This window comes from Marinobacter sp. LV10R520-4, from assembly GCF_002563815.1.
Classification (GTDB): Bacteria; Pseudomonadota; Gammaproteobacteria; order Pseudomonadales; family Oleiphilaceae; genus Marinobacter.
This window is the reverse complement of sequence record NZ_PDJM01000001.1, coordinates 3,914,664-3,935,148: the sequence shown is the minus strand read 5'-3', so window position 1 is coordinate 3,935,148 and position 20,485 is coordinate 3,914,664. Positions and strand designations below refer to the sequence as shown.

The 20,485-nt window shown below is 53.0% G+C and carries 18 protein-coding genes and 1 pseudogene; 3 read left to right on the top strand and 16 right to left on the bottom strand.

Going from position 1 to position 20,485, the window contains the following annotated elements; genetic code table 11:
• Positions 1–428 precede the first annotated feature (428 nt).
• The 5 genes and pseudogenes from ATG98_RS22595 to istA form a co-directional block, all read right to left on the bottom strand.
• Positions 429–1,098, bottom strand: a pseudogene (locus ATG98_RS22595) (IS3 family transposase); the annotation flags it as partial.
• A 194-nt stretch (positions 1,099–1,292) separates the two neighbouring features.
• A protein-coding gene (locus tag ATG98_RS21675; RefSeq protein WP_143751503.1) for an IS630 family transposase occupies positions 1,293–2,425 on the bottom strand; the annotation gives its coding sequence in 2 pieces (ribosomal slippage) (positions 1,293–1,993 and positions 1,993–2,425; 1,134 coding nt in all).
• A 256-nt stretch (positions 2,426–2,681) separates the two neighbouring features.
• Complete coding sequence (locus ATG98_RS19050) at positions 2,682–2,900, bottom strand: antitoxin Xre/MbcA/ParS toxin-binding domain-containing protein (protein WP_098424094.1); 219 nt, start codon at positions 2,898–2,900, stop codon at positions 2,682–2,684.
• A 441-nt stretch (positions 2,901–3,341) separates the two neighbouring features.
• Positions 3,342–4,097 (bottom strand): IS21-like element helper ATPase IstB, encoded by a 756-nt coding sequence (gene istB, locus ATG98_RS19045; protein WP_098422572.1) that lies wholly within the window; start codon positions 4,095–4,097, stop codon positions 3,342–3,344.
• 11 nt (positions 4,098–4,108) lie between these two features.
• Complete coding sequence (gene istA, locus ATG98_RS19040) at positions 4,109–5,650, bottom strand: IS21 family transposase (RefSeq protein ID WP_098424093.1); 1,542 nt, start codon at positions 5,648–5,650, stop codon at positions 4,109–4,111.
• Between the two features lie 438 nt (positions 5,651–6,088).
• On the opposite strand from istA, the gene ATG98_RS19030 reads away from it, so the two are divergent.
• The gene (locus tag ATG98_RS19030; protein WP_098424092.1) at positions 6,089–7,024 is read left to right on the top strand and encodes a hypothetical protein; all 936 of its coding nucleotides are present in this window, start codon (positions 6,089–6,091) and stop codon (positions 7,022–7,024) included.
• A 549-nt stretch (positions 7,025–7,573) separates the two neighbouring features.
• On the opposite strand, the gene ATG98_RS22590 is transcribed toward ATG98_RS19030, so the two are convergent.
• Both ATG98_RS22590 and ATG98_RS19020 read right to left on the bottom strand, forming a co-directional pair.
• The gene (locus ATG98_RS22590; protein WP_228706210.1) at positions 7,574–7,939 is read right to left on the bottom strand and encodes a hypothetical protein; all 366 of its coding nucleotides are present in this window, start codon (positions 7,937–7,939) and stop codon (positions 7,574–7,576) included.
• Positions 7,940–8,224: 285 nt separating this feature from the next.
• Complete coding sequence (locus ATG98_RS19020; protein WP_098424091.1) at positions 8,225–9,481, bottom strand: tyrosine-type recombinase/integrase; 1,257 nt, start codon at positions 9,479–9,481, stop codon at positions 8,225–8,227.
• A 1,465-nt stretch (positions 9,482–10,946) separates the two neighbouring features.
• Between ATG98_RS19020 and ATG98_RS19015 the strand changes: the two genes are divergently transcribed.
• Positions 10,947–11,708 carry an SDR family oxidoreductase gene (locus tag ATG98_RS19015; RefSeq protein ID WP_098424090.1) on the top strand — a complete coding sequence of 254 codons (762 nt, stop codon included), beginning with the start codon at positions 10,947–10,949 and terminating at the stop codon, positions 11,706–11,708.
• A gap of 65 nt (positions 11,709–11,773) precedes the next feature.
• Here the strand turns inward: ATG98_RS19015 and ATG98_RS19010 are convergent, their stop codons facing one another.
• The 3 genes from ATG98_RS19010 to ATG98_RS19000 form a co-directional block, all read right to left on the bottom strand.
• Entirely contained in the window at positions 11,774–12,976 is a 1,203-nt protein-coding gene (locus ATG98_RS19010) for an esterase/lipase family protein (RefSeq protein WP_098424089.1), read from the bottom strand.
• A 232-nt stretch (positions 12,977–13,208) separates the two neighbouring features.
• Entirely contained in the window at positions 13,209–14,324 is a 1,116-nt protein-coding gene (gene hemH / locus ATG98_RS19005; RefSeq protein ID WP_098424088.1) for a ferrochelatase, read from the bottom strand.
• Between the two features lie 47 nt (positions 14,325–14,371).
• A complete protein-coding gene (locus tag ATG98_RS19000) occupies positions 14,372–14,803 on the bottom strand; it encodes a TIGR01244 family sulfur transferase (protein WP_098418557.1) in 432 nt (143 codons plus the stop codon).
• Positions 14,804–14,961: 158 nt separating this feature from the next.
• On the opposite strand from ATG98_RS19000, the gene ATG98_RS18995 reads away from it, so the two are divergent.
• A complete protein-coding gene (locus ATG98_RS18995; RefSeq protein WP_098418556.1) occupies positions 14,962–15,414 on the top strand; it encodes a phasin family protein in 453 nt (150 codons plus the stop codon).
• A 24-nt stretch (positions 15,415–15,438) separates the two neighbouring features.
• Here ATG98_RS18995 and ATG98_RS18990 read toward each other — a convergent pair whose 3' ends face one another.
• From ATG98_RS18990 to ATG98_RS18965, 6 genes are all read right to left on the bottom strand, one after another.
• Complete coding sequence (locus tag ATG98_RS18990; RefSeq protein ID WP_098418555.1) at positions 15,439–16,068, bottom strand: TetR/AcrR family transcriptional regulator; 630 nt, start codon at positions 16,066–16,068, stop codon at positions 15,439–15,441.
• 36 nt (positions 16,069–16,104) lie between these two features.
• Positions 16,105–16,917: an exodeoxyribonuclease III gene (gene xthA, locus ATG98_RS18985; RefSeq protein ID WP_098418554.1), complete on the bottom strand. Its 813-nt coding sequence runs from the start codon at positions 16,915–16,917 to the stop codon at positions 16,105–16,107.
• A gap of 77 nt (positions 16,918–16,994) precedes the next feature.
• Positions 16,995–17,804 carry a hypothetical protein gene (locus ATG98_RS18980; RefSeq protein ID WP_098418553.1) on the bottom strand — a complete coding sequence of 270 codons (810 nt, stop codon included), beginning with the start codon at positions 17,802–17,804 and terminating at the stop codon, positions 16,995–16,997.
• The gene (locus ATG98_RS18975; protein WP_098418552.1) at positions 17,801–18,322 is read right to left on the bottom strand and encodes a DUF2878 domain-containing protein; all 522 of its coding nucleotides are present in this window, start codon (positions 18,320–18,322) and stop codon (positions 17,801–17,803) included. The genes ATG98_RS18980 and ATG98_RS18975 overlap by 4 nt, the downstream gene beginning before the upstream one ends.
• Entirely contained in the window at positions 18,319–19,602 is a 1,284-nt protein-coding gene (locus ATG98_RS18970) for an SAM-dependent methyltransferase (protein ID WP_098418551.1), read from the bottom strand. Before ATG98_RS18970 ends, ATG98_RS18975 begins: the two co-directional genes overlap by 4 nt.
• Entirely contained in the window at positions 19,590–20,483 is an 894-nt protein-coding gene (locus ATG98_RS18965; RefSeq protein WP_098424087.1) for a DUF1365 domain-containing protein, read from the bottom strand. Before ATG98_RS18965 ends, ATG98_RS18970 begins: the two co-directional genes overlap by 13 nt.
• Positions 20,484–20,485 lie beyond the last annotated feature (2 nt).

The following is a 20,485-nucleotide window of genomic DNA, read 5'->3' as shown; positions in this document are numbered from 1 at the left end:
AGCCTGTATTCCCCGGACTTGCCGTCAGCCTATTCGGCATAGTTTGATCTATCTCCCGTCATTTGATGAGGAGTAGAGGACATGACTGCCAATGCATACTTTACGTTACTAAAGGTACTTCGACGATTGTACGAAGGTCCGTTGGGGGATTACGTTGATCTGTATGCCGCACAACTGCTGAGAGAGGGGCATTGCTATCAGAGTGGGAGGCGCTGTATCCGAATTGTAGCTGACCGCAAACTATGCCGAGTCGGCACCGTTAGTGAAAGACCCAAAATGGTGTGGTGTCGGCTTATTTACACAAACGACAAAGCTAGTTCGGCATAGTTCTGAGTTCGACATAGACCGCTCTATGCCGCATGCGGCATAGAGCAGTTTTGACCAGGAAGTAACACGTTGCACTGGCGCGGATGTCCTGCGAGGTTGGAGTCACCGACGTATGCTTGATCAGGCTCAGCAGCGCTAAAGTCTCGTGCAGTACGTTGTCGAACACCGGCTGTTTATGGTCGCTGTTGGTGGTTACCTTAAACTTTTTCCGGTACCGGGCTTTGACGCCTGCTTCACGCATCAGCGACCGCGCCTTTCGCAGACCCACTGGATAGAACAGAGCATTCAGAGCGTGCTTCATCCGCCTGGAGCCATAGCTCTTGTCGCTACTTTGAGCGACCTCCTTCACAGCCTCAATCATCGCCTCGTGCTCCGCATTCGGCAGCCGTTCGTGTTGACGCTGGCAGTACCGATAATAGGGATTTCGACTGACACCCAAGAGCCGACTCATTACGTCGACTGGCCAGGTCTTCTTGTGCTGGGCAATGAACGCATACTTCAATGCGTTTCCTTGGCAAAGAAGACCGTCGCTTTTTTTAAGATGTCTTTCTCCATTTTCAGGCGACGATTTTCTTCTCGCAACTGACGGATTTCTAACTGTTCAGCGGTCAGTTTGCCATTCCCTCTGAAAGCCTGCCCATCGACCGATTCATGCTCTTCTATCCAACGCCCCAGCATGTTTGGGTTGATCTCCAGACTGCGCGCCGCGTGGGCTCTTGAATATCCCTGCTCCAGAACAAGGCTGATGGCGTCCAGCTTTCTTGTGGTCATATACGTTCTCCAGTTTCAGGGTATTATTCCTTAACTGGGCTGGTCACATCCATTAAACCACTTCATGCTGATTCCTCATGGAATGGGTGAGGAGTCAGTGTGTTCAATTGGCGAGTCGGAATGTAGGTGCTGATTTATTGGCGCTTACGTTCCTCCCTTGTCCATAATGCCTCCATACTAGTACACTGTATAGTTTAAAACTTCGGATATAAACGCTTTAACTTGCGTCTTGCATCATTTGTACCGAATTGCCAGTCCACATTGGTTTGTCGATTGTTCCTGTCTGTATTCCATGCAGCCACTTTAGTTCGCATCTTTTCAATACAATCAATTCGTCCTGCAAGACATTGTCGTTTCAAAACACTGAGTTCTATCTCTGCAATGTTCAGCCAACTCCCATGTTTTGGAGTGTAATGTATCTCAAGCCGGTCAGCCAAACGTTTGGCTTTTTCAGGTGGGAAAGCCGTGTATAACGAAGCCATATTGTGTGTATTCAAATTGTCCATAATAAAAATAACTTTTTCCGCATCTGGGTAACGCTCTTCCAGCATTTCCTTGGTAAAAAAGGCCCAGTCAATTCGCTTTCGTGTTGTAGTAATTTTTACTTTCCGCCGCCCTCCAAGTGGTTCTACCTCAATAAATATGTTTGCGACTCCTTTACGAACATATTCATCATCCATCAAAACAGGGTGCCCAGGAGCTGCTGGAATAGGTTCATGAACCTCGCCAATTAACTGCATGCTCGATTCGTCCATACAGACCACCGGAAATTTCGGATCATATGGCCGTGAATAGATATCAAGAACGTCCTCCATCGCCGCTACAAAAGCGGCATTCTCATCCGGTGGTATTTTCCAGTACTTGCTCAGGTGAGGCTTAAGTTCATTTTTTTTAGAGTGTTACATACCGTCATAGGGGAAACACTCGGTGCTATTTCCAATTCCACCACTTTCTCAGCCAGTAACCGTACGGTCCAACGCTTTCGGCCTTCCGGCGCTTGTGAACACGCCAATGCCAAAAGCCGGGCTTCAAACTCACCTCCAAACAGAATTTCTCGGGGAGGTGTTTCGCGTTTCTTCCGTTCGATGGCTGCGGTGAGACCCTCTTCAACAAATCTTTTTTTTAAATGTTCGAGACTTCGAGTCGTTCGCCCTAAGGCTTCAGCAACTCTTGCAACAACCCATTTAGGCCCATATTCTCCAGCATCAAGCAGTAGCAATGCGCGGGCAGATAAAACGGTTCGGGCGGCCCTTTTGCCCTTCGTTGAAATTGCCTCCAATTCTTTTCGTTCTTCTTTTGTCAGTGTCACCTTGTAACGTGGTGCCATATCGTCGTCCTCAATTGATGGTTGAGAACGAGTATAGCAAAATGCTATTAATTGCGAACTATTAAGATGTACAGTGTACTAGGGACGTTCGACGACTGCAACCCGGAGAGCATGTAAGCTCCCCCCCGACGTGTCAAAAAACAGGGAAGAAATCGGCAGTGGTGGGCCCAGAACAGTATCGGGAAAGATGGGTGCGCACACTGAAGCGCCATATCACGTTGCCAGTGAAGGACATAAAACGCACCTGAGGACTCATTCAGATGAAGACGCCGTGTTCAAGCCGACCGATTATGTCTCGTACCTGCTGAATACCCTCCTTAGTTGCAATTAGGTCATTTGGTTTTCTGTGGCCCAGCCCACGGACAGGCGTCGAGAGCCAGTGCTCGGCGGCTTTTTGATCCCATTCGAACAGTGCGACGGCTTCCACAATAGCCTTTGTGCGTAGGGTGTTCAGATGTATGTCGTTTTGGCTCATGGTGATCTTTCCCTTGCGAAGGCGTGAGCCGACAACGTCAGCGATGTGTTCTGTCAGTATTGCACATAGTGCTTTCAACGCCGAGTTCGTATTAAATCGGTTTTTAGTTGACGGCCTTTCGTCTCCAGAGATGCTTGAGCCTTTTTGTGACATCGACCATGATAAAAGAGGATTCACGAGCCCAAGAAACGCCATCAATTTTTATATAAAGTTGATACATGATCTTGCAGACTTAGTTGAAAAACATGTAAGTGCATCGCAACAACGCATTTTGCCATCTGATTTTTCGCCAGATCAGAATCATGGAGCTTTATTTCGTGCGATTCAGGTACTTGTATGCGTAAACCGCTGAAGGTTGCCACCCATTCCACCTGAAGCCTGCCACCCGGACCGGCGCAAGGCTGCCACCCATCGGAGCGTAGCGACGCGGGGGTTTCATTGTTACTCCGAAGCCGTGGTGCCCGTCAACTTTGCTTGTCGTTTTCGCATGGATTCACCCCTGAGGTTGATCTTGTAGGCGTTGTGAACCAGCCGATCCAGAATGGCATCCGCCAGAGTGGCGTCACCGATGACGTCATGCCATTCCTCGATAGGGAGTTGGCTGGTGGCGATGGTGGAGCGACGGCCGTAACGGTCTTCCAGCACTTCCAGCAAGTCTCTTCGGTTCTCTGCGCTCAGTTTCATGAGCCCCCAATCGTCCAGGATCAGCACATCGACTTTGGCGAGGTTGGTCAGGAGTTTGGGGTACTGGCCGTCTCCTTTGGCGATGGTCAGTTCTCGTAGCAGCCGGGTCAGGCGAACGTACTGGGCGGTGTAGCCCTCCCGGCAGGCTTTGTGCGCCAAGGCACAGGCCAGCCAGGTTTTGCCAACACCGGTGGGACCGGTGATGAGCACATTCAGGTGTTCCTTCACCCATTGGCAGCTTGCCAGGGATTGGATCAGTCCTTTATCCAGCCCCCGTGAGTTCCGGTAATCCAGGTCTTCGAGAACGGCGGTGTGTCGCAGTCCAGCCCGGCGCAGCCGGCTGGTCAGGCGTCGGTTATCTCGTTCGGTCATCTCCCGGTCAACCAGCAGTCCAAGGCGTTCCTCGAAGCTCAGTTCCGTGATGTCAGGCGTGGCCGACTGATCAGCCAGTGCGGCGGCCATGCCGGTCAATTTGAGGGCATGGAGTTTGTCCAGAGTCGGATGTTTCAGCATGTCAGGTTTCCTCAGTGGTAGTAGGCCGGGCCGCGGATGTTGTCGTGGGTATCCGGTAAGGCCAGCTCTTGCTGTTCTTCCAGGGGCTGCTGGTCTAGGCGATGCTTGAGGATGGATTCAATGCTTTTGTAACGGCAACTACCCAGCATCAGGGCCCGCCGGCAGGCGGCTTCCAGTCGTGCCTCGCCGTAGCTCTTGCCCAGCCGGAGAATGCCCAGGCAGGAGCGGTAAGCCTGCTGCGGGTGTTTGCGGGCACCCAGTGCGGTGCGGATGAGCTTTTCCGTCGCGGGCCCGGTCTTGGCCGCCCAGGCGATGAGCCGTTCCGGTGACCACTCACCCGCCTGCCGATGGGATTCAGGCATGTGAGCGGCGATGGTGGTATGCCGTCCCTTTTGGTCCGAGCGGCGGTGGCTGGCGATCCGGTTGCCCCGGTAAAAACACTCGATGATGTTGTGGGTGATTCGGACCTCCACCTCCTTCTTGATCAGGGTGTAGGGTACCGAGTAGTAATGCCCGTCAACGGCTATGTGGTAGTCGATATTCACTCGGGCCTTCTTCCATTCCGCGTAGACATAACGCTCAGCTGGCAGGGGTTGTAGGGCGGGTTTGTCCAGCTGTTCGAAGTGGTCACGCCGGCAGCCGGGCAGCTTTCGGAAGGGGCGGCGATTGAGCTTTTCCAGCAGCTCACGGAGGGTTGCATTGAGCTGTCCGAGCGAGAAGTGCTGACGGTGGCGCAGCGCCGCCAGGATCCAGCGTTCGACGATCAGCACACCGCCTTCCACCTTGGCTTTATCACGTGGCTTTCGGACCCGTGTAGGGACAACGGCCACGCCGTAATGGGCGGCCATGTCCTGGTAGGTTGGGTTGAGGTCTGGTTCGTAGCGGTGAGCTTTGGTCACACCGGATTTTAGGTTATCGGGGATTACCAGTTCAGGCACTCCCATGAGGAATTCGAAGACCCGGATGTGGGAGCCAATCCAGTCCGGCAGCTTCTGGCTCCAGGTGGCTTCGGCGTAGGTGTAATTGGAAGCGCCCATAACCGCCACAAAGATCTGCGCCTCGTGGACCTCTCCGGTGGTGCGGTCAATGACGGGCACGGTCTGGCCGGCGTAGTCCACAAACAGCTTCTCACCCGCTCTATGGTCCTGGCGCATCACCAGGTCCAACTTGCCCTGCCAGGCCCGGTAGTGTTCGCAGAACCAGCTGTACTGATACCCCTCTGGGTTTGCCTGACGGTACTCCTGCCAGAGCAGGAACAGAGTGACGTATTTACCCTTCAGTTCCTCGTGAATCTGCTTCCAGTCCGGTATGCCTCGAACCTCGGCCGGCAGGTCTGGAGGGGGCGGGAACAACAGCTGCTCCAAGTGAGCCTCACCCAGATCCTCCGGCAGTGGCCAGTTCAGACCGGCTTCGGCCAAACGTCGAAGATACTCGCTTACCGTGGGGCGGCTGACGCCGCAGGCCGCTGCAATCTGTCGGTTGCTTAGCCCTCGCTCCCATTTGAGGCGAAGGACTTCTTTGATCTTACGCATGGATAACCTCTTTGCTGGCATCTGATCTTCTCCGGATGAAAAGACTCAGAGTACCGTTAAGTTATCCCGCGTCGGGCGGTTTCGATGGGGTGAGTCAGGCAACCTGCCGGGGTGGCAGCTTTGCCGTGGAATCAGTGGCAGCTTTCGCGTGGAATGGGTGGCAGGCTTCGTCTGGAATCAGTGGCAACCTTGGTCTGGAATACGCAACTTGTAAATAGAAAACGGTTATTAAAGACCTCATACGCGAAAGTCCGAGAAAACCAGATTGCCGTAAGTGCGATGTTGGATGCTGACGGTGGATTCCCGCAGGTCTGCCATGACGTCCTAGATCGACTTGGCATGAATCGAGATTTCAACTCAGGTTCCGACGAAAGCGGTTATCTGGATGGATGGAGACTGCTACTCCGAAATAGAGCTTGGAATTAGTTGACCACTACAGCCTGACTCCTGGGAGAAACGATGGACATGGACAGCGAACGATATTTCGAGCAAGCGCACAAACTGGTACCAGATGTAGTCGCAATTCTCACCGGGTTCCTGGGGATCGGGTTTGCGTTTTACCTCGGTAAGCTTCTGATTCTAGAGCCAGTCATTGAACTTGGCGACTATATCCAGCTGCTGATCCTGTTCTTTATTGCGCTGACCGCGTGGGTCTCCATGCGAGCCTACCGCAAGAATGCAGAGTTCGAGCAGTCTGCAGCCTATCTGGACAACGCAATCGATCTGGTGAATAGAGCGCGGGATGTACTGACGGAAAAAAGGCCCGATCGCCTCACTTTGAAGGCAAGCTCCGGTATGGATGCTGAATTCGGAGCAGCTAAAATAGCCATCCAGAAGAAGAAAACAAAGGTCACAAATGATCGAATCAGTTGGGTAACCGCCGCTCGGTTGATTACCCGCGCCGAAATCGTAGCGTCAAAGATAAGTGTTGAAGCGCACAAGCTCATTTTTGAGGCTGAGCACGATTATCAGCGGCATATCTTTAACGATTTTCTGAAGTACAACGGAGTACCACTTCCGGCTTCATTTTTTGTAGGCACGGACAGTCCGGAGAAAACCCTCGGAAACGCCGCTTGCGACTCTATTCACGACGTGGGTGCAGGCAGTTGGATACCAGCACGGATTGTGTCGGTAATTTATCGGTTCTTCCAATACCCTGAGCCTTATATCGATCCTCTGGATGCGTCGAGCGACTTAACCGAAAGAGAGAAGGTGTTGCTCTCCCTCACTCAACAGCGTGGAGCACATGATTACCTAGCATTCAGAGAAAGATTCTGCCCAACAAAGAAGGGTGTTATCGGACTTGGCCAACGAAAACCGGGGGTCCTAGCTGCAACTCCTGAGGAAATCGATGACGCAGTTGACGAAATCGCCTTTGACAGATTTTTCGACTAGATAGGAACAGGTGGAGAAAACGCACGCACTCGAGAGAGGGGCATTGCTATCAGAGTGGGAGGCGCGGTATCCGAATTGTAGCTGACCGCAAACTATGCCGAACCAGCACCGTTAGTGAAAGGCCCAAAATGGTGTGGTGTCGGCTTATTTACACAAACGACAAAGCTAGTTCGGCACACAGGGGAGCGGTATCGACCAAGGAGTAACAGGTTGCGCTGGCACGAGCGCCCTGTGAGGTATCTGCAAAAGCCATGCTTTTCGATTATGTGCCAGCCAGGACATATAATCTGGAACTACCATCTCGAGAACGCCCACAAAGAACTCGAAGGTGCGCATGTGGCTCAGCAACCAGTTGGTTCAAATACCGTTGATACGTTCCGAGGTCGCCTCTGCGTAGGTGTAATTGGACGCACCCAGCACCGCGACAAACACTCGATCCGTGCGGATCTCGCCCGTGTGTGGCTGGAAAACGGGTACGGTCGGGCCGCAGTAATCCCCGAAGCATTTCTCACCGCCCTATGAGTCTGACGCATGGAACGTTTTGCTGCTTCAGCCAGTGCCGGTAACGGTCACAGTATTGGGGTTAGCTGTAGCACCGGTTCGGGTATCGAGTGGTGTACTCCTTCCTGAGCAACAGCCTGGTGACGTTTTGCGCTTGAGTTCTTGGTAGAGCACCTCATAGCATGAAGACGAGACAGGACCGGAGCCGGGATAAAGCATGGCCGCTAGGCGTCCATCGTCCAGGTCCTCTGGCAATAGCCAAGTAATCTCTAAGGTATCCACTCGGGACATTAGTTTCTGGATGGCACCAACACTGATTTTGGTGCTGGTGCTGGTGCTGGTGCTGGCGCTGATCTGCCGAATCGAGAACCTGGCTTCCAGCCGCAAACGAAGCACTTCTCTGACTTTTAGCATTGAAATACTCTTTGCTGGGATAACTCCGATCCTCGAAAAAAGGAATCAGAGTAGCAAACGATTGAATAAACAATGCGTTAAGAAAGTTTCTGGTTTAACGTGAACGCGGATTCCGGCGTGGCGAACACTGATTCTGGAAAATCGTCAAAAGCGTTCATTTTCAGCCGGAATGAATGTTCACGTTCGCCCGGGATGGGTGTTCATGATGGGCCGGAATAAGCAACAGACGGCAACTATGCTGGCAGGCACCATTGGCACGCTGTTAGTTGCCCCTGTATAAGCTTTCTAAATGGAGCGTTGCTGGCCGGCAGCCCGCCGGCGATCTTGATCGGCGTTAACGTACACTTGCTCAGTAAACGCGGCACTGGCATGGCCAAGTTCTTCTGAAACATGACGAATATCGGCGCCGGCCTCTATGGCCTGGCTAGCACCGGTATGTCTCAGGTAATGAGTCTCTGAAGCGATCGTTTTCAGTTGATCTGACTCACTTTGCAGACCTTCATCACTCATTCGTTTAACCGCCAACATCACGGCTTCTTCGCAAGTACGCTCCACCTGACGCGCACCCAGGCCACCACCTCGCTTGGATGGAAGAATAGGGCGGGAATCATTGGGTAAAGGGAGGTGTGTGTCACAGTTAAGATGTTGTCGCCAGCGCTTCAAATAGGTCATATAAGCATCTGGGCATGTGATGGTTCGGCCTTTATTACCTTTGCCAAACACATAGAACGTCCAATATGCTCCAGCTTTAGACACGTTATTCTTAAAGTCCTTGAAAGTCGGTAACCGCGGCTCTCCCTCGATTGGGCGAACTGCCAGCTCGCTGACCCGTAAAAACAGGGATTTCATAGTAATAACGACAAACAGGTGTCGCTCGTATTTCGCATTCTGGTTAGCTGCAGATTCAATGGTTTCCCGAATATACGACCACTGCCAATTGGTGTACCGGCGAACTGACGGCTCGGCCTGTTCGAGCAGGGCGCCTGAAGTGGCTTTTGTTTCGCGCTTACGAACCTGAAGAAAGGGATCTTCAAGCAACACACGGCGAACCATTAAAAAACGAAAATACGAAGAAAGGGCGACCCGAGAGGATTTTATGCTTGCCGGGCTGGCTGAATAGGTCTTGCCTTGGGAGCGCTGTGAAGTGAATGGCCGCCATTTTGGATTAACCACGCGCTGAATGGCGTGATCCGAAAAGCCGGGGGCAATGTTTGGGGCAACCCAAGTACCAGGAGGCGTTCTTAGGAATTGGAAATAATACTCAATAACTTCAGCGTCAACTTGGTCCAGAGTTCGGCCGGCGATGATCCAGAGGTAGTTGAGGAATCTCTGAATTTCGCCTCTAAAGCGATTGTATGTTCCTGCAGTGCCGGTGTAATCCAACAGGTATTGAAAGCTTAGAGTGAGATCGCGTTCAAGCAGCTCGTATTTCAGGGGCAGTTTTGAGAGTCGGCTAACGACATCTGTATAGCCGTTTTGGTCAGCTTGTTCAGAGAGGCGGTCAGCGGTATCAAAAATTGGGAAGCCCTTAAATTTAGCCACGTTGAATATTCCATTGGTCGGATATGAAAAAGGGTTACGACACAACGGTAGAGCGCACGAAACCCCATGTCAAATACTTATCAGTATTTGACATGTAATGCACGTTTCTTCGCCACTCTGTATCTGGACGGCGGTCACACGCAACTATAGCGCAGGCGTCTGGAACCGTTTTCAGAGGTTTCACGGGGAGATTGTCATGCGCTCTCTTTGGTTATTTTGCCGATGCTTTTTAGTACTCGATAAAACGATGACTCAGGTGCCAAACAAAGCCATATTTCAGCCAGCCTAGGGATCATTTAGATGGAGGAAAGCTTAGGTATTATGGTTCATTGCAGGTGCTCAGAATGGCAACTGCTTCAGTGTGAGCAAGCTGTTGAGGCTGCACAACGCACTCTGCTTTTAAGCGTTGATCCTCCGCAGCAGCGCCATTGTTCTGCCTTTAGCGTTTTCAGATACGCTGGTTTAGTCCCATCAGGCTGGCCAGCGGCGCCGCTGGCTTCGTACAAATCATCGCGATGGCAAACTTAATCGTCTCTAGTATTACGGTTGCCTGGTACAGGCATTCTTAGTTTTTGACTCTTTTTTAACCAACTATAAAGAGTCACATCCGATATGCTTTCCTCTGCGGTGCTCGACACCACACTGCAGTTTTTGAGGTAATAACTTCTTTATCACAGAGGCTTTACGTTCCTCGGAACAACGTGGCATGACTGCTCTCATACCGCCCAATCTGACATGAATTTAGGCTAAATCGCCAACTGGACAACTAGGCTGACAGAGGGGGATGCGTTGTCGCCGCAACCACGACTCCAGCTCCTCTCGTTCAGAGTCACTAACTTCAAGGGGTCTAGCTATCCGCGCCATGAGCACCTCTCCTGTGTCTGTTTGTCAGATTATACAGGGCAGAATAATTATCTATACGAATTTTTGTTAAGGGACACTAGTGGCCGGGTTAGCGTCTTCCCCACGCCCGTGGGTGTTCTGCGACAATTAGGATGACCGGTCGGCCAAGTTAATTGTCGCGCTATAGGTGGTGGTGAATCACGTTGTTTGCCTGAAAAGCTGTATATTATGATTGGGTTAGTTCTTTAAAAAACAGCAAGTTACAAGCTGCCCCAAGACGAAAAGCAATATACAAATATTTACCTAAATAATTGATTTTAATAAGAAATATATTATAAAAATGGGCGGTCTTGAAAACCGCCGAGGATTAATAGTCCTCCCGGGGTTCGAATCCCTGACCCACCGCCATTCTCTTCTCAAGTTGATACACCCCAGCAAAAAGATCCTCTCGGTCCGTAATCGCGACCACTGCTATAAATACGTTTGAATTTCTTCCCTGGTTTTCTGATTTCTCCGGCTGTTTTACAGTGATGCAGTAATAATCTGAATCTGAACCTGAACTGGACAGATCTATTGGCCCCTGCCAGTGTATTCCGTTGAGGTTTCCGAAGGAGTTTTTCCAATGTCTGATGATCGCAATCTTGCCCTGGTAACAGGTGGAGCTCATGGCATTGGCCGGGGCATAGTGGCACACCTGTTGACGCAGAATTGGCGTGTCGCTTTTTTCGATCTGGATGACACTGCCGGGAATGAAATTACCGCAGCGTTTGGGAACCCCGCGGATCTGTTGTTTGTGCGCTGCAATGTGGCGGATGAGAGCGAGGTCGAATTGGCGTTGCGTCGGGTTATAAGCTGGGGAGGCCGGTTGGATGCGCTGGTGAACAACGCCGGCCTGGCAGATCCGGTGACCGGTGCGGTGGAAGATCTGACGCTGGCGGAATGGCAGAAACGACTGGACGTGAATCTTACCGGTCCCTTTCTGATGGCAAAGCACGCGATACCGCACCTGCGCGGGACTCGGGGCACTATCATCAACATGGCCTCTACTCGCGCCTTGCAGTCCGAAGCCAATACCGAAGCCTACGCAGCCACCAAGGGCGGACTGGTGGCCCTGACCCACGCCCTTGCCGTCAGCCTGGGGCCAGATGTACGAGTCAACTGCATTAGTCCGGGGTGGATTGATACCCGCGAGCCGGATGCAGGGCAGGAGCCTGAGCCCCTAAGCGCGCGGGATCACGACCAGCACCCCGCAGGCAGGGTCGGTCAACCCCGCGACGTTGCTGCGATGGTGCATTATCTGATTTCCCCCCAAGCCGAGTTTATCACCGGACAAAATATGGTGGTGGATGGCGGCATGGTGCGCAAGATGATTTACGAAGAGTAGGGGGTGAAGGGAAGGGGACAGATTTAAAATCCGTCCCCAGACAAAGTCTGTCTGCTGCGGTTTTTTCAAGCCAGCCACTCCAGTATCTGGTCATGCACGACCTTGTTGTCGAGCAGCGCCAGATGATTCAATTTTTCAAACACCCGACAGTCTTCCGGGCGTATGTGTAATTTTTTCAAAGCGTCCGAATGATGCCCCTTTGCGCTATTCAGCCGCACCAGAAGATCTCCCACCATGGTGCTGGAAAAGTCTGCTGGGTGATCGCCTATGGTAGCGGCCAGGAAGTAGTGTCGGGCGCCCTCTAGCAGAGGAACCGGCTTGCGGATGTCGGGGTGATATTCGTCCTGATTGATGCCTTTCCAGTCATCGTCAAGCAAATTGCCGTGTCTTAGGTCTTTGATGCCGGCGCTGGTATGTTGCGCCAGCGCAAAAGGGCTGGCGTAGCGGAATCTGTGCATCACGAAGGTGAGTAAATGCCCGGCTTTGGCCAGTGCGGAGCCGTGGTGGGGTGAGCCCAGGTAAAGTGCTTTTTTTACCAGATGGGTCCAGGGTAATGTCGGCTCGCTGCCATACCAGCAGGCGCTGCGGATAACCAGCCCGCCCATGCTGTGGCCAATCAGAACCAGCTCTTCAACTTCGACCGGCCAGGCGTCTATTAATACCTGAAGTTGTTCGCTTAACTCCCTGCCGTTACTGGAAATATGCCGGCCAGTGTTGTAATTGAGGTACAGCGGCGTGAAGCCATGGGCTCGCTGCAGCTCGATACCCAAATCCGCTTTTTCGTGGCCTTTCCAGTACTCGTGTGACAAGCAAAGACCGTGCACCAAAACGACAATACGCGGACTGGCGTCGGGAAACATGGCGCTCACGCTGCCTGCGTCAGGCCTTAGTTTTGCGCCCTGGCTGTCTCTGAAATGCAGGGTAATTGCCAGGGGGTTGTTGCTGGCTTCCAAGTGATCACCGCAGACACCATTCAACGCCGCCGCGACTTTCTCGCTTTGTGTCGAGTGCGGGGGCTCGTCATCCGCCGAGAACCCGTCTAGGGAACGATGCAAGCCTTGTTGCAGTGAAAACATGGTTGACTGGATAAACTGATAGGTGTGGCCTTCCCGTTCCTTAGAGGGCACGCCTGCAACGTCACGCAGCCGGTTTAACGGGTTTATCTCCCGGACAATGGTGCGATGTGTCCGTTCGGCTATGCGGGTAACGCCACCCGCCACATCCAGAAGCAGTTGGGCCGAGCCGTGTAGCGATTTGACGGATACCATTGTGTTGTTCTCCTAGCATATGCTGAAGATTCTGACACAGGTAAAATGACGGGGATAGATTAATAGGAATAAGGAGGGGACAGATCAATAAGGGGACGGATTTGAAATCCGTCCCCGGATACAACGCAGGTAAGGGGACAGATTTGAAATCCGTCCCTGGATACAACGCAGGTAAGGGGACAGATTTGAAATCTGTCCCCGGGTACAACGGAAGTCTCTAGCGCTACAAACTCTAAAGTTTTGTCGTTTCGTGGGGGTACACAGCTGCCTGCTGCGCATCGGCCAGGGCCTGGCGCTCAGCCAGGTGTTGCGGATTGTTCTGCGGTATTTGCCAGCCTTCAATATTCTGCTCGATCAGGGCAACCAACGCGTCAATGTGCCCCTGCGTTGCGTTCAATGCGGTGATGTAATGAAACGCCTCACCGCCGGATTCCATAAAGTACTCGCGGTTTTCTTCGTCGATTTCTTCTACCGTTTCCAGGCAGTCTGAAGAGAAGCCCGGGCAGAATACATCCACGGATTTGACGCCTTGGCCGGGAAGGGCCTTCAGGGTTTCGTCGGTGTAAGGTTTTAACCACTCTTCGCGGCCAAATCGCGATTGGAAAGTGGTCATGTATTCATCTTTTGTCAGGCCCAGGCGCTCCGCCAGCAGGCGCGATGTTTTGTGGCATTCGCAGTGGTAAGGGTCGCCTTTGGTCAAGTATTTCTTAGGCACGCCGTGGTAAGACAGCATCAGTTTCTGTTTGCGCCCGTGCTCTATCCAATGGGCTTCGATAAGCTCGGCCATGGCCTCGATGTAAGGTGGAAAATCGTGGTAATGAGAGATAAAGCGAAAATCTGGCAACCAGCGGCGCTTGGCGAAATCCTGGGCGATGGCATCAAAGGTGGAGGCTGAGGTAGACGCGGAGTATTGCGGGTACAGGGGCAGTACCAGCATTTTGCGCACGCCTTGCCGTTGCATTTCGTCCAGGGCGCTGGCCACGGATGGGTTGCCATAGCGCATGGCAAACTCCACCACCACATTGTCGCCGTAGCGGGCTTTGAGTTCTTCGCTAATGGCGCTGGCTTGGTCGGCCGTGTGGGTCAGTAATGGCGAGCCTTCTGGTTGCCACACACCGGCGTAGGCTTTGGCACTGCGTGATGGGCGAATGCGCAGAATAACGCCGTGTAAAATCAGCCACCATAAAGGGCGGGGTACTTCTACCACGCGCGGGTCCCACAGAAATTCCCCCAGATAGCGCCGCAGCGCCGATGTGGTTGGGGCATCGGGTGTCCCCAAATTGGTAACCAGCACGCCCAGGCGTTCCTGCTGGTTGTGGCGGAAGTTTTCGGAACCTTTGAATTGCATGAATGAGTCCTGACTGATTGCCTGTGCGAGTGGGGTATGTTGGCTTTTCAGCCCTTTTTCTGAGCCTGCTGAGCCAGCCGTGGCGCAATGCCGCTGATGTCGTAGCCGGCGCCTTGGGCTTTTTCGAATATTTCCTTTGCCGGAGTTTCACCAGCCGAGCTGAGCGCCCACAGAACGGTACAGCGAGTTCCGGAGCGGCAGAAAGCCAGTACGGGGGCGTCGGCTGTGCGGATCATTGCGCCGAAGCGTTCCACGTCATCATCGCTGATATTGCCAGAGGCCACCGGCATGTATACAAATTGCAAGCCTTGCTCACGGGCGGCTTCCTCGATGCCGGCCATGAGCGGCTGGCCTGGCTCTTCGCCATCCGGGCGATTGGCGACCAGAGTTTTGAAGCCCAGGCCCGCTATGGCGGGTAGGTCGGCTATCTGAATCTGCGGTGCTACCGAAATACGGTCATTAATTTTTCTGAGGTCCATCGCGTTATCTCCCGGAATCGAGTTTGGAAACAAGCCTCCATAATCGCATACCGCGGCGAACATGCAAAAGAAAGCCTCCACTGCAATCGGGCGCCGGCTGTAATACAATGGGAGCCTTGCTTTAACTCGCGCTTCGGCGCCTGCCTGGAGGTTTTGTCATGACCGATGACCATGAAAAAAATACGGATTCCGATGCCCAGTTGCCGGACAAAATAAAGGATTCCGATGCCCAGTTGCCGGGCAGAATAAAGGATTCGGCACGACAGATCTGGTTGGCAGGGCTGGGCGCCTTCAATAAAACCGAAGAAGATACCGGTCGTTTTTTCGAACGCCTGGTGCAAGAAGGCGAGCAAATGGAGAGCCGCACCCGTGGTGTGGTGGAAAAACAGCTGAAGTCGGTGGAAGATCGGGTAGAGGGCGTTCGCGAGCGCGCTACGGGCACCTGGGACAAGCTAGAACATCTGTTCGATCAGCGGGTATCTGGCGCTCTGCGTCGCCTGGGAATGTATCGCCATGAAGATGTCATGAGTTTGCAAAAGCGGGTAGAGCGCCTGGAAGCAGAACTTGATCGCCTTAAGAAATTAACGCCTGGCTATAATGAGGAAGAGTGACACGGCCATCAGAACTCCGCTGTTTTATAGGTAACTTCTGCTGATCAGCAACGCCTGCTCTTTTTCCTCTGGGGCCAAGTAGGGCAGCATCAGGCTCATGGTCTGGTATACCCCGCGACCAGGGTCTACCGCATTACGATCATCAAGATGTGAAAGCGTATCAAAACTGCTCCAGTAACAAGTGGTGAGCGTTAACTGGTCACATAAAGTCGCTAGCTCCTCGGTGCCGATAGTCATAAATCCCTGGGCACTGAAACTGGTGCAGATGGTGTGGAACGCGTTGTTTTTCAGCTTCAATATTTTGCGAAATTTTGGCTGTAGCCGGGGATGGCGCGACAGCACATTCACCAGGTCCTGATACAGAAAACGGTAGTGAGCCACCGCTTCGAATAACAGATGCAAAAAGAAATTTTGTTGGTCCAGGCTTATGCTGGCGTCTGCGGGCACGGCCAGTAAGTCGTGCATCTGGAGCTCGAAACCTTCAAACAGTTCGCTGACAATGTCGCTTTTGTTGTTGAAGTGGTAATAAAGGTTGCCCGGGCTGATGTCCAGTTCGTCGGATATCAGCAGCGTGGTGACATTCGGCTCACCCAGGGCGTTGAACAGCGCCAGACTGGTGTCCAGAATGCGATCGCGAGTTTTGATCTTTGCCATAACGCGCGACCACCTTCCTGGTTGGTGAAGAAAGAATCAGAGCGTGAATCTGGCCCACACCGGAGCGTGATCAGAAGGGCGATCCATAGCACGAACATCATAGCTGACGCCGGCGCTTTGCGCTTGGGGCAACAAATTATCACTGGCCATGATCAAGTCAATGCGCAGCCCGCGCTTTGGTTCGCGATCGAAACCTTTGCTGCGGTAATCAAACCAGCTGAACGTGTCTGCTTCGTGCGGGTGCAGGTGGCGAAACACATCGGTATAGCCACGGCTTTCCACTTCACCCAGCCATTGGCGCTCCTCTGGCAGAAAACTGCACTTACCACTACGCAGCCAGCGCTTGGCATTATCTGCGCCTATGCCGATATCTTTGTCAGTCGGGGAGATGTTCACGTCCCCCATCACCACCACTTTGGTGTCGCGCAGTTTCAGCTCATCCAGGTAGCTCATCAGATCTGCATAAAACTTCTGTTTTGCGGGAAACTTCACCGGGTGTTCTCGGCTTTCGCCCTGGGGAAAATAGCCGTTGATAACGGTCAGGGTTTCACCATTCACGGTGAAGTCTGCGGTAATCAGTCGGCGCTGGGCGTTATCCAGGTCGTCAGGAAAGCCTTTGTATACCTTGTCGGGCGTCATTTTTGACAAAAGCGCCACGCCGTAATGGGTTTTTTGGCCGTGAAACTGCACGTGGTAACCCAGCGCTTCGATGTCTGCCAGCGGGAAATCTTCATCGCTGACTTTTGTTTCCTGCAAACCAATAAAATCCGGTTCCAGCTGTTCAATAACAGCCGCAAGCTGATGCTGGCGTGTACGAATGCTGTTGACGTTGAATGACACAAACATCATGGGGGACGGTTCTCCGGCACAAGTTTAGCGGGAGTTTAACACATTGAAACCGCGAGGGAATGGCGCCTGGTTTTCGCTTAGGGTGCCAGCAGCGAACAAGGCGGATATTCCGTAACGCTGTAGACGATATCCGCTTGAATATTTTCTTGCTGGTTGCGACGGATATTGGTCAAGCCGGAATAGTGGGTCAGGGCGCCTTGCTGGTTGTAGCCCAGCAAGATGGGTTCTACCACCAGCCGCAGAAAGAGACTGGTTGGGCGAATTTGAATCAGGTGATCGGCGCGAATCCGGTCGCTGCTGGCCTTGTCATCGACAGGCTCCATCACAAAACTGTAGTAACTACCGCGGGTTGGCGCCAGAAATTCGAAATTCACAGAGCCGCCCTCAACCACACTTTGCCAGTTTTGCCGAACCAGGTTGTCAAAACCGGAGTCCACTACCAGGCTGTTGTTACTGTCCAGACGAAACTGTTCAAGCTCTTGGCCGGGCGATTGCCATTCTATGGCAACACTCCCTGAATCATAGCCGACCGAAAGGCGCTCGTTGAATCGGGGTTGAACGAACTCTACGTCGGGGCGCAGCAGGCTGGGCTGGTTGTCGCGGTCATAGCGAAGCTGCTTGAAAGCGAACGGGGTATCAGAGCCGGCGTCAAAATATTCAACCCTGTGGTTCTGCGGTTTGAACTGATTGCCGCGGCAGACGCCCTGCATTGTATGTTGTTCGCGGTAAAGCTCGCTGCCGGCGTTTGCGCTGCCTAAGGGGCGAGCGCTGCCGGTGAAGTGGAACTCGGCGCTGGCGTCGGCCATAGCAGGCGCCCAGGCCAACGTTGCAGCAAGGGCCGCCGTTGCACACCACTCAAATTTTGGCTTGGCGTTGCGGGCGTTCATTGCGCAAGCCTAGGGTACAGAAAGTCGCGCAGAGACAGCAGAGCCGGAAACAGCACCAACCACCCCACGGCCAGCGCCAGTAAAGACGGCAGCATATTGGGTAAGGTAACGGCTCCTAGTGCGCTGGCGGACCAGTAAGCAAAAGGCCCGGCAATGGGCACTATCAGGAACATCAGCATCCGGTTGCGGCCCAGCCACTTCAGGGAATGATTAAGCGAGGTCATAAAAGTTGCCCAAAGCGCAATCAGCCAGGGCGGCGTTATGACAGCAGCGCCACTGGTGTCGGCAAGAATGCCGGTGCGCAGCCAAAGGCCATCCAGTAACGAACCTGCCAGAGTACCTATAGCAATAAATTTCAGTTCGTCCATTTTGTACTGGCTGACCAGAACAAAATGCAGCATCAAGAATACCGCCACAATGGCCAGAGCCCAGGCCTGCGAGAGCACAACGCAGGCCAGCCAGCCAAGCTCGAACATGACGAAATTCAGAATGTTACGATGGGTTTGTGAGGAAATCATACGCTGTGAACGGGTGCGTGTTTGTGGCCGGGTTTCGCCATCACAATTTGCGCTACGCCAATGGCCCGTTCACTGAAACCCGCCTCGCAATACGCAAAATAAAAGTGCCAAAGGCGCTGAAATGCATCGTCATAGCCCCGTTGGTGAAGATTTTGGCTGTGAGCCTGGAAGCGCTGACACCAGTCATTGAGAGTGCGGGCGTAGTGAAATCCCAAGTCTTCAACGTGGGCAAGCACCAGGTCTGTTTGCTCGCGAACGGCGCCCACCATGGCTCCGAATGATGGAATAAAGCTGCCGGGGAAGATGTAGCGCTGAATGAAATCAACGTTTTTCAAGGCTCGCTGATAACGCTGTTCAGGCATGTTGATGGCTTGTATGAGCGCAAGGCCTTCTGGTTTTAACAGCTGGCTGATTTGGCCAAAGTAACTGGGCAAAAACTGCGGGCCAACGGCTTCAATCATTTCGATAGACACCAGTTTGTCGTACTGGCCGCTCAGGTCGCGGTAGTCATCAAATAGCAATGTAATGCGGTCTTGCAGGCCTTCTGCTTCAACCCGTTGTTTCGCCAGCGCCAGCTGTTCAGCCGAGATGGTGGTGGTGGTCACGTGGCAGCCGTAATGCTTGGCAGCGTGGATAGCAAAACCGCCCCAACCAGTACCGATTTCAAGGACTTGGTCGCTAGGCTTGAGTTCCAGCTTGCGGCAGATAACATCGAGCTTATAGGCCGACGCTTCGTCTAGCGTACTTTCCGGCGCCTGATAGATGGCCGACGAATACATTAAGGATTGGTCTAGAAACAACTCGAACAGGTCATTGCCGAGATCGTAATGGGCACTGATATTTTTACGCGATCCTTCTGGCGTATTGCGATTAAGCCAGTGCAGCCCCTTCAGGGCGGGCTTGGTTACCCAGCTGAAACGGTCTTCAAATCGATTCATTAAATCAATGTTGCGGCTGAAAAAACGCAGCAGGTACACCAAGTTCGGGGAGCTCCAGTCGCCAGCCACATAAGCTTCAGCGGCCCCGATGCTGCCACCGGTGAGTAGGTCGCGCCAAGTACTGTGATTGTGAATAACCAACTCGGCGGCAGGATAAGCGCTATTGCCATCCCCTACAGTAACATCGCTGGCACCGGCTTCACGAATAACCAGCGTGCCTTGTTGTAAGCGGGTCAGTTGCTGCATTACCAGCGAACGCGCCACCCGGCTAGCCATAGGAGAGGGCCGCCGCGCGGATGTTATTTTCGCCGAAACCGCTGAGGACGTATTCATATTCTCCATGAGCTAACCTTTCCGCTTGTTCCTTGAGATCGTTCATTGGACTGCTCTGGCACAAGATCCAAGCCGCAATCCTCTTGCCCCAGCCTGAATGCCGGGTTGTTGGGTTCCAACTTGTCCGGATGGGTGTAAAACGGTGCACCTTTTAGTTTCAGTTTCAGCGCATGCCAATATATTCTGGCGCCGATTTTTAACGCTTCCAGCGGAAACTGTCGCAGGCTGCTATGGAGTATCCTACGACTGAGCGGCTTGCGTTGGACCACTAAGGTGGCATCAAATTGACGGGTATTATCTTCCATCACGCTCATGTGAACGCGCAATTGCGGCCCACGAAAGCTGAAGGTCCAGCGGTAATTCTGATGCATGCCGTTGAACGGTGACACGTGGAAGCGTTTTTCGAACTCGAATTGTTCGCTACGCCAGCCGGCCTTGTTGGCGGGATGGCCAACGGTTTCAAGGCAGTAAGCGTGGCGTTCATGCCAGGGAGTGTTGGTGATTTGCGCGATAATGACCCGCGGTACTGCTCCGGTTGCAGGGTTATCACCCTTGGTGTAACAGAAATAGAAGCTGACCGGATTAAACACATAACCAAAGTAGCGCGGGTGGGTGATCAGCTCGATTTTGCCATCGGGGGTCCAGCCTGTCGCCTCACAAACATAGTCCCGTAGTGCCTGGCCCAGAGGACCGTGGTCTGGCTTGAAGTAGTCTTTCCGATACAACGACAGCCAGTTAAACCGCTCCACAGAAAACAGTGGGCTAACCGTGGTGGCCAACTGCCAGTTGTCGACATCCAGCGCCAGCATACCGGTGTGGTAGCTGAACTCGTGTTGCACTGGGTGTTGGCGCCGGTGGCGTATGCTGCCTTCCAGCCAATCACTGCTCATGG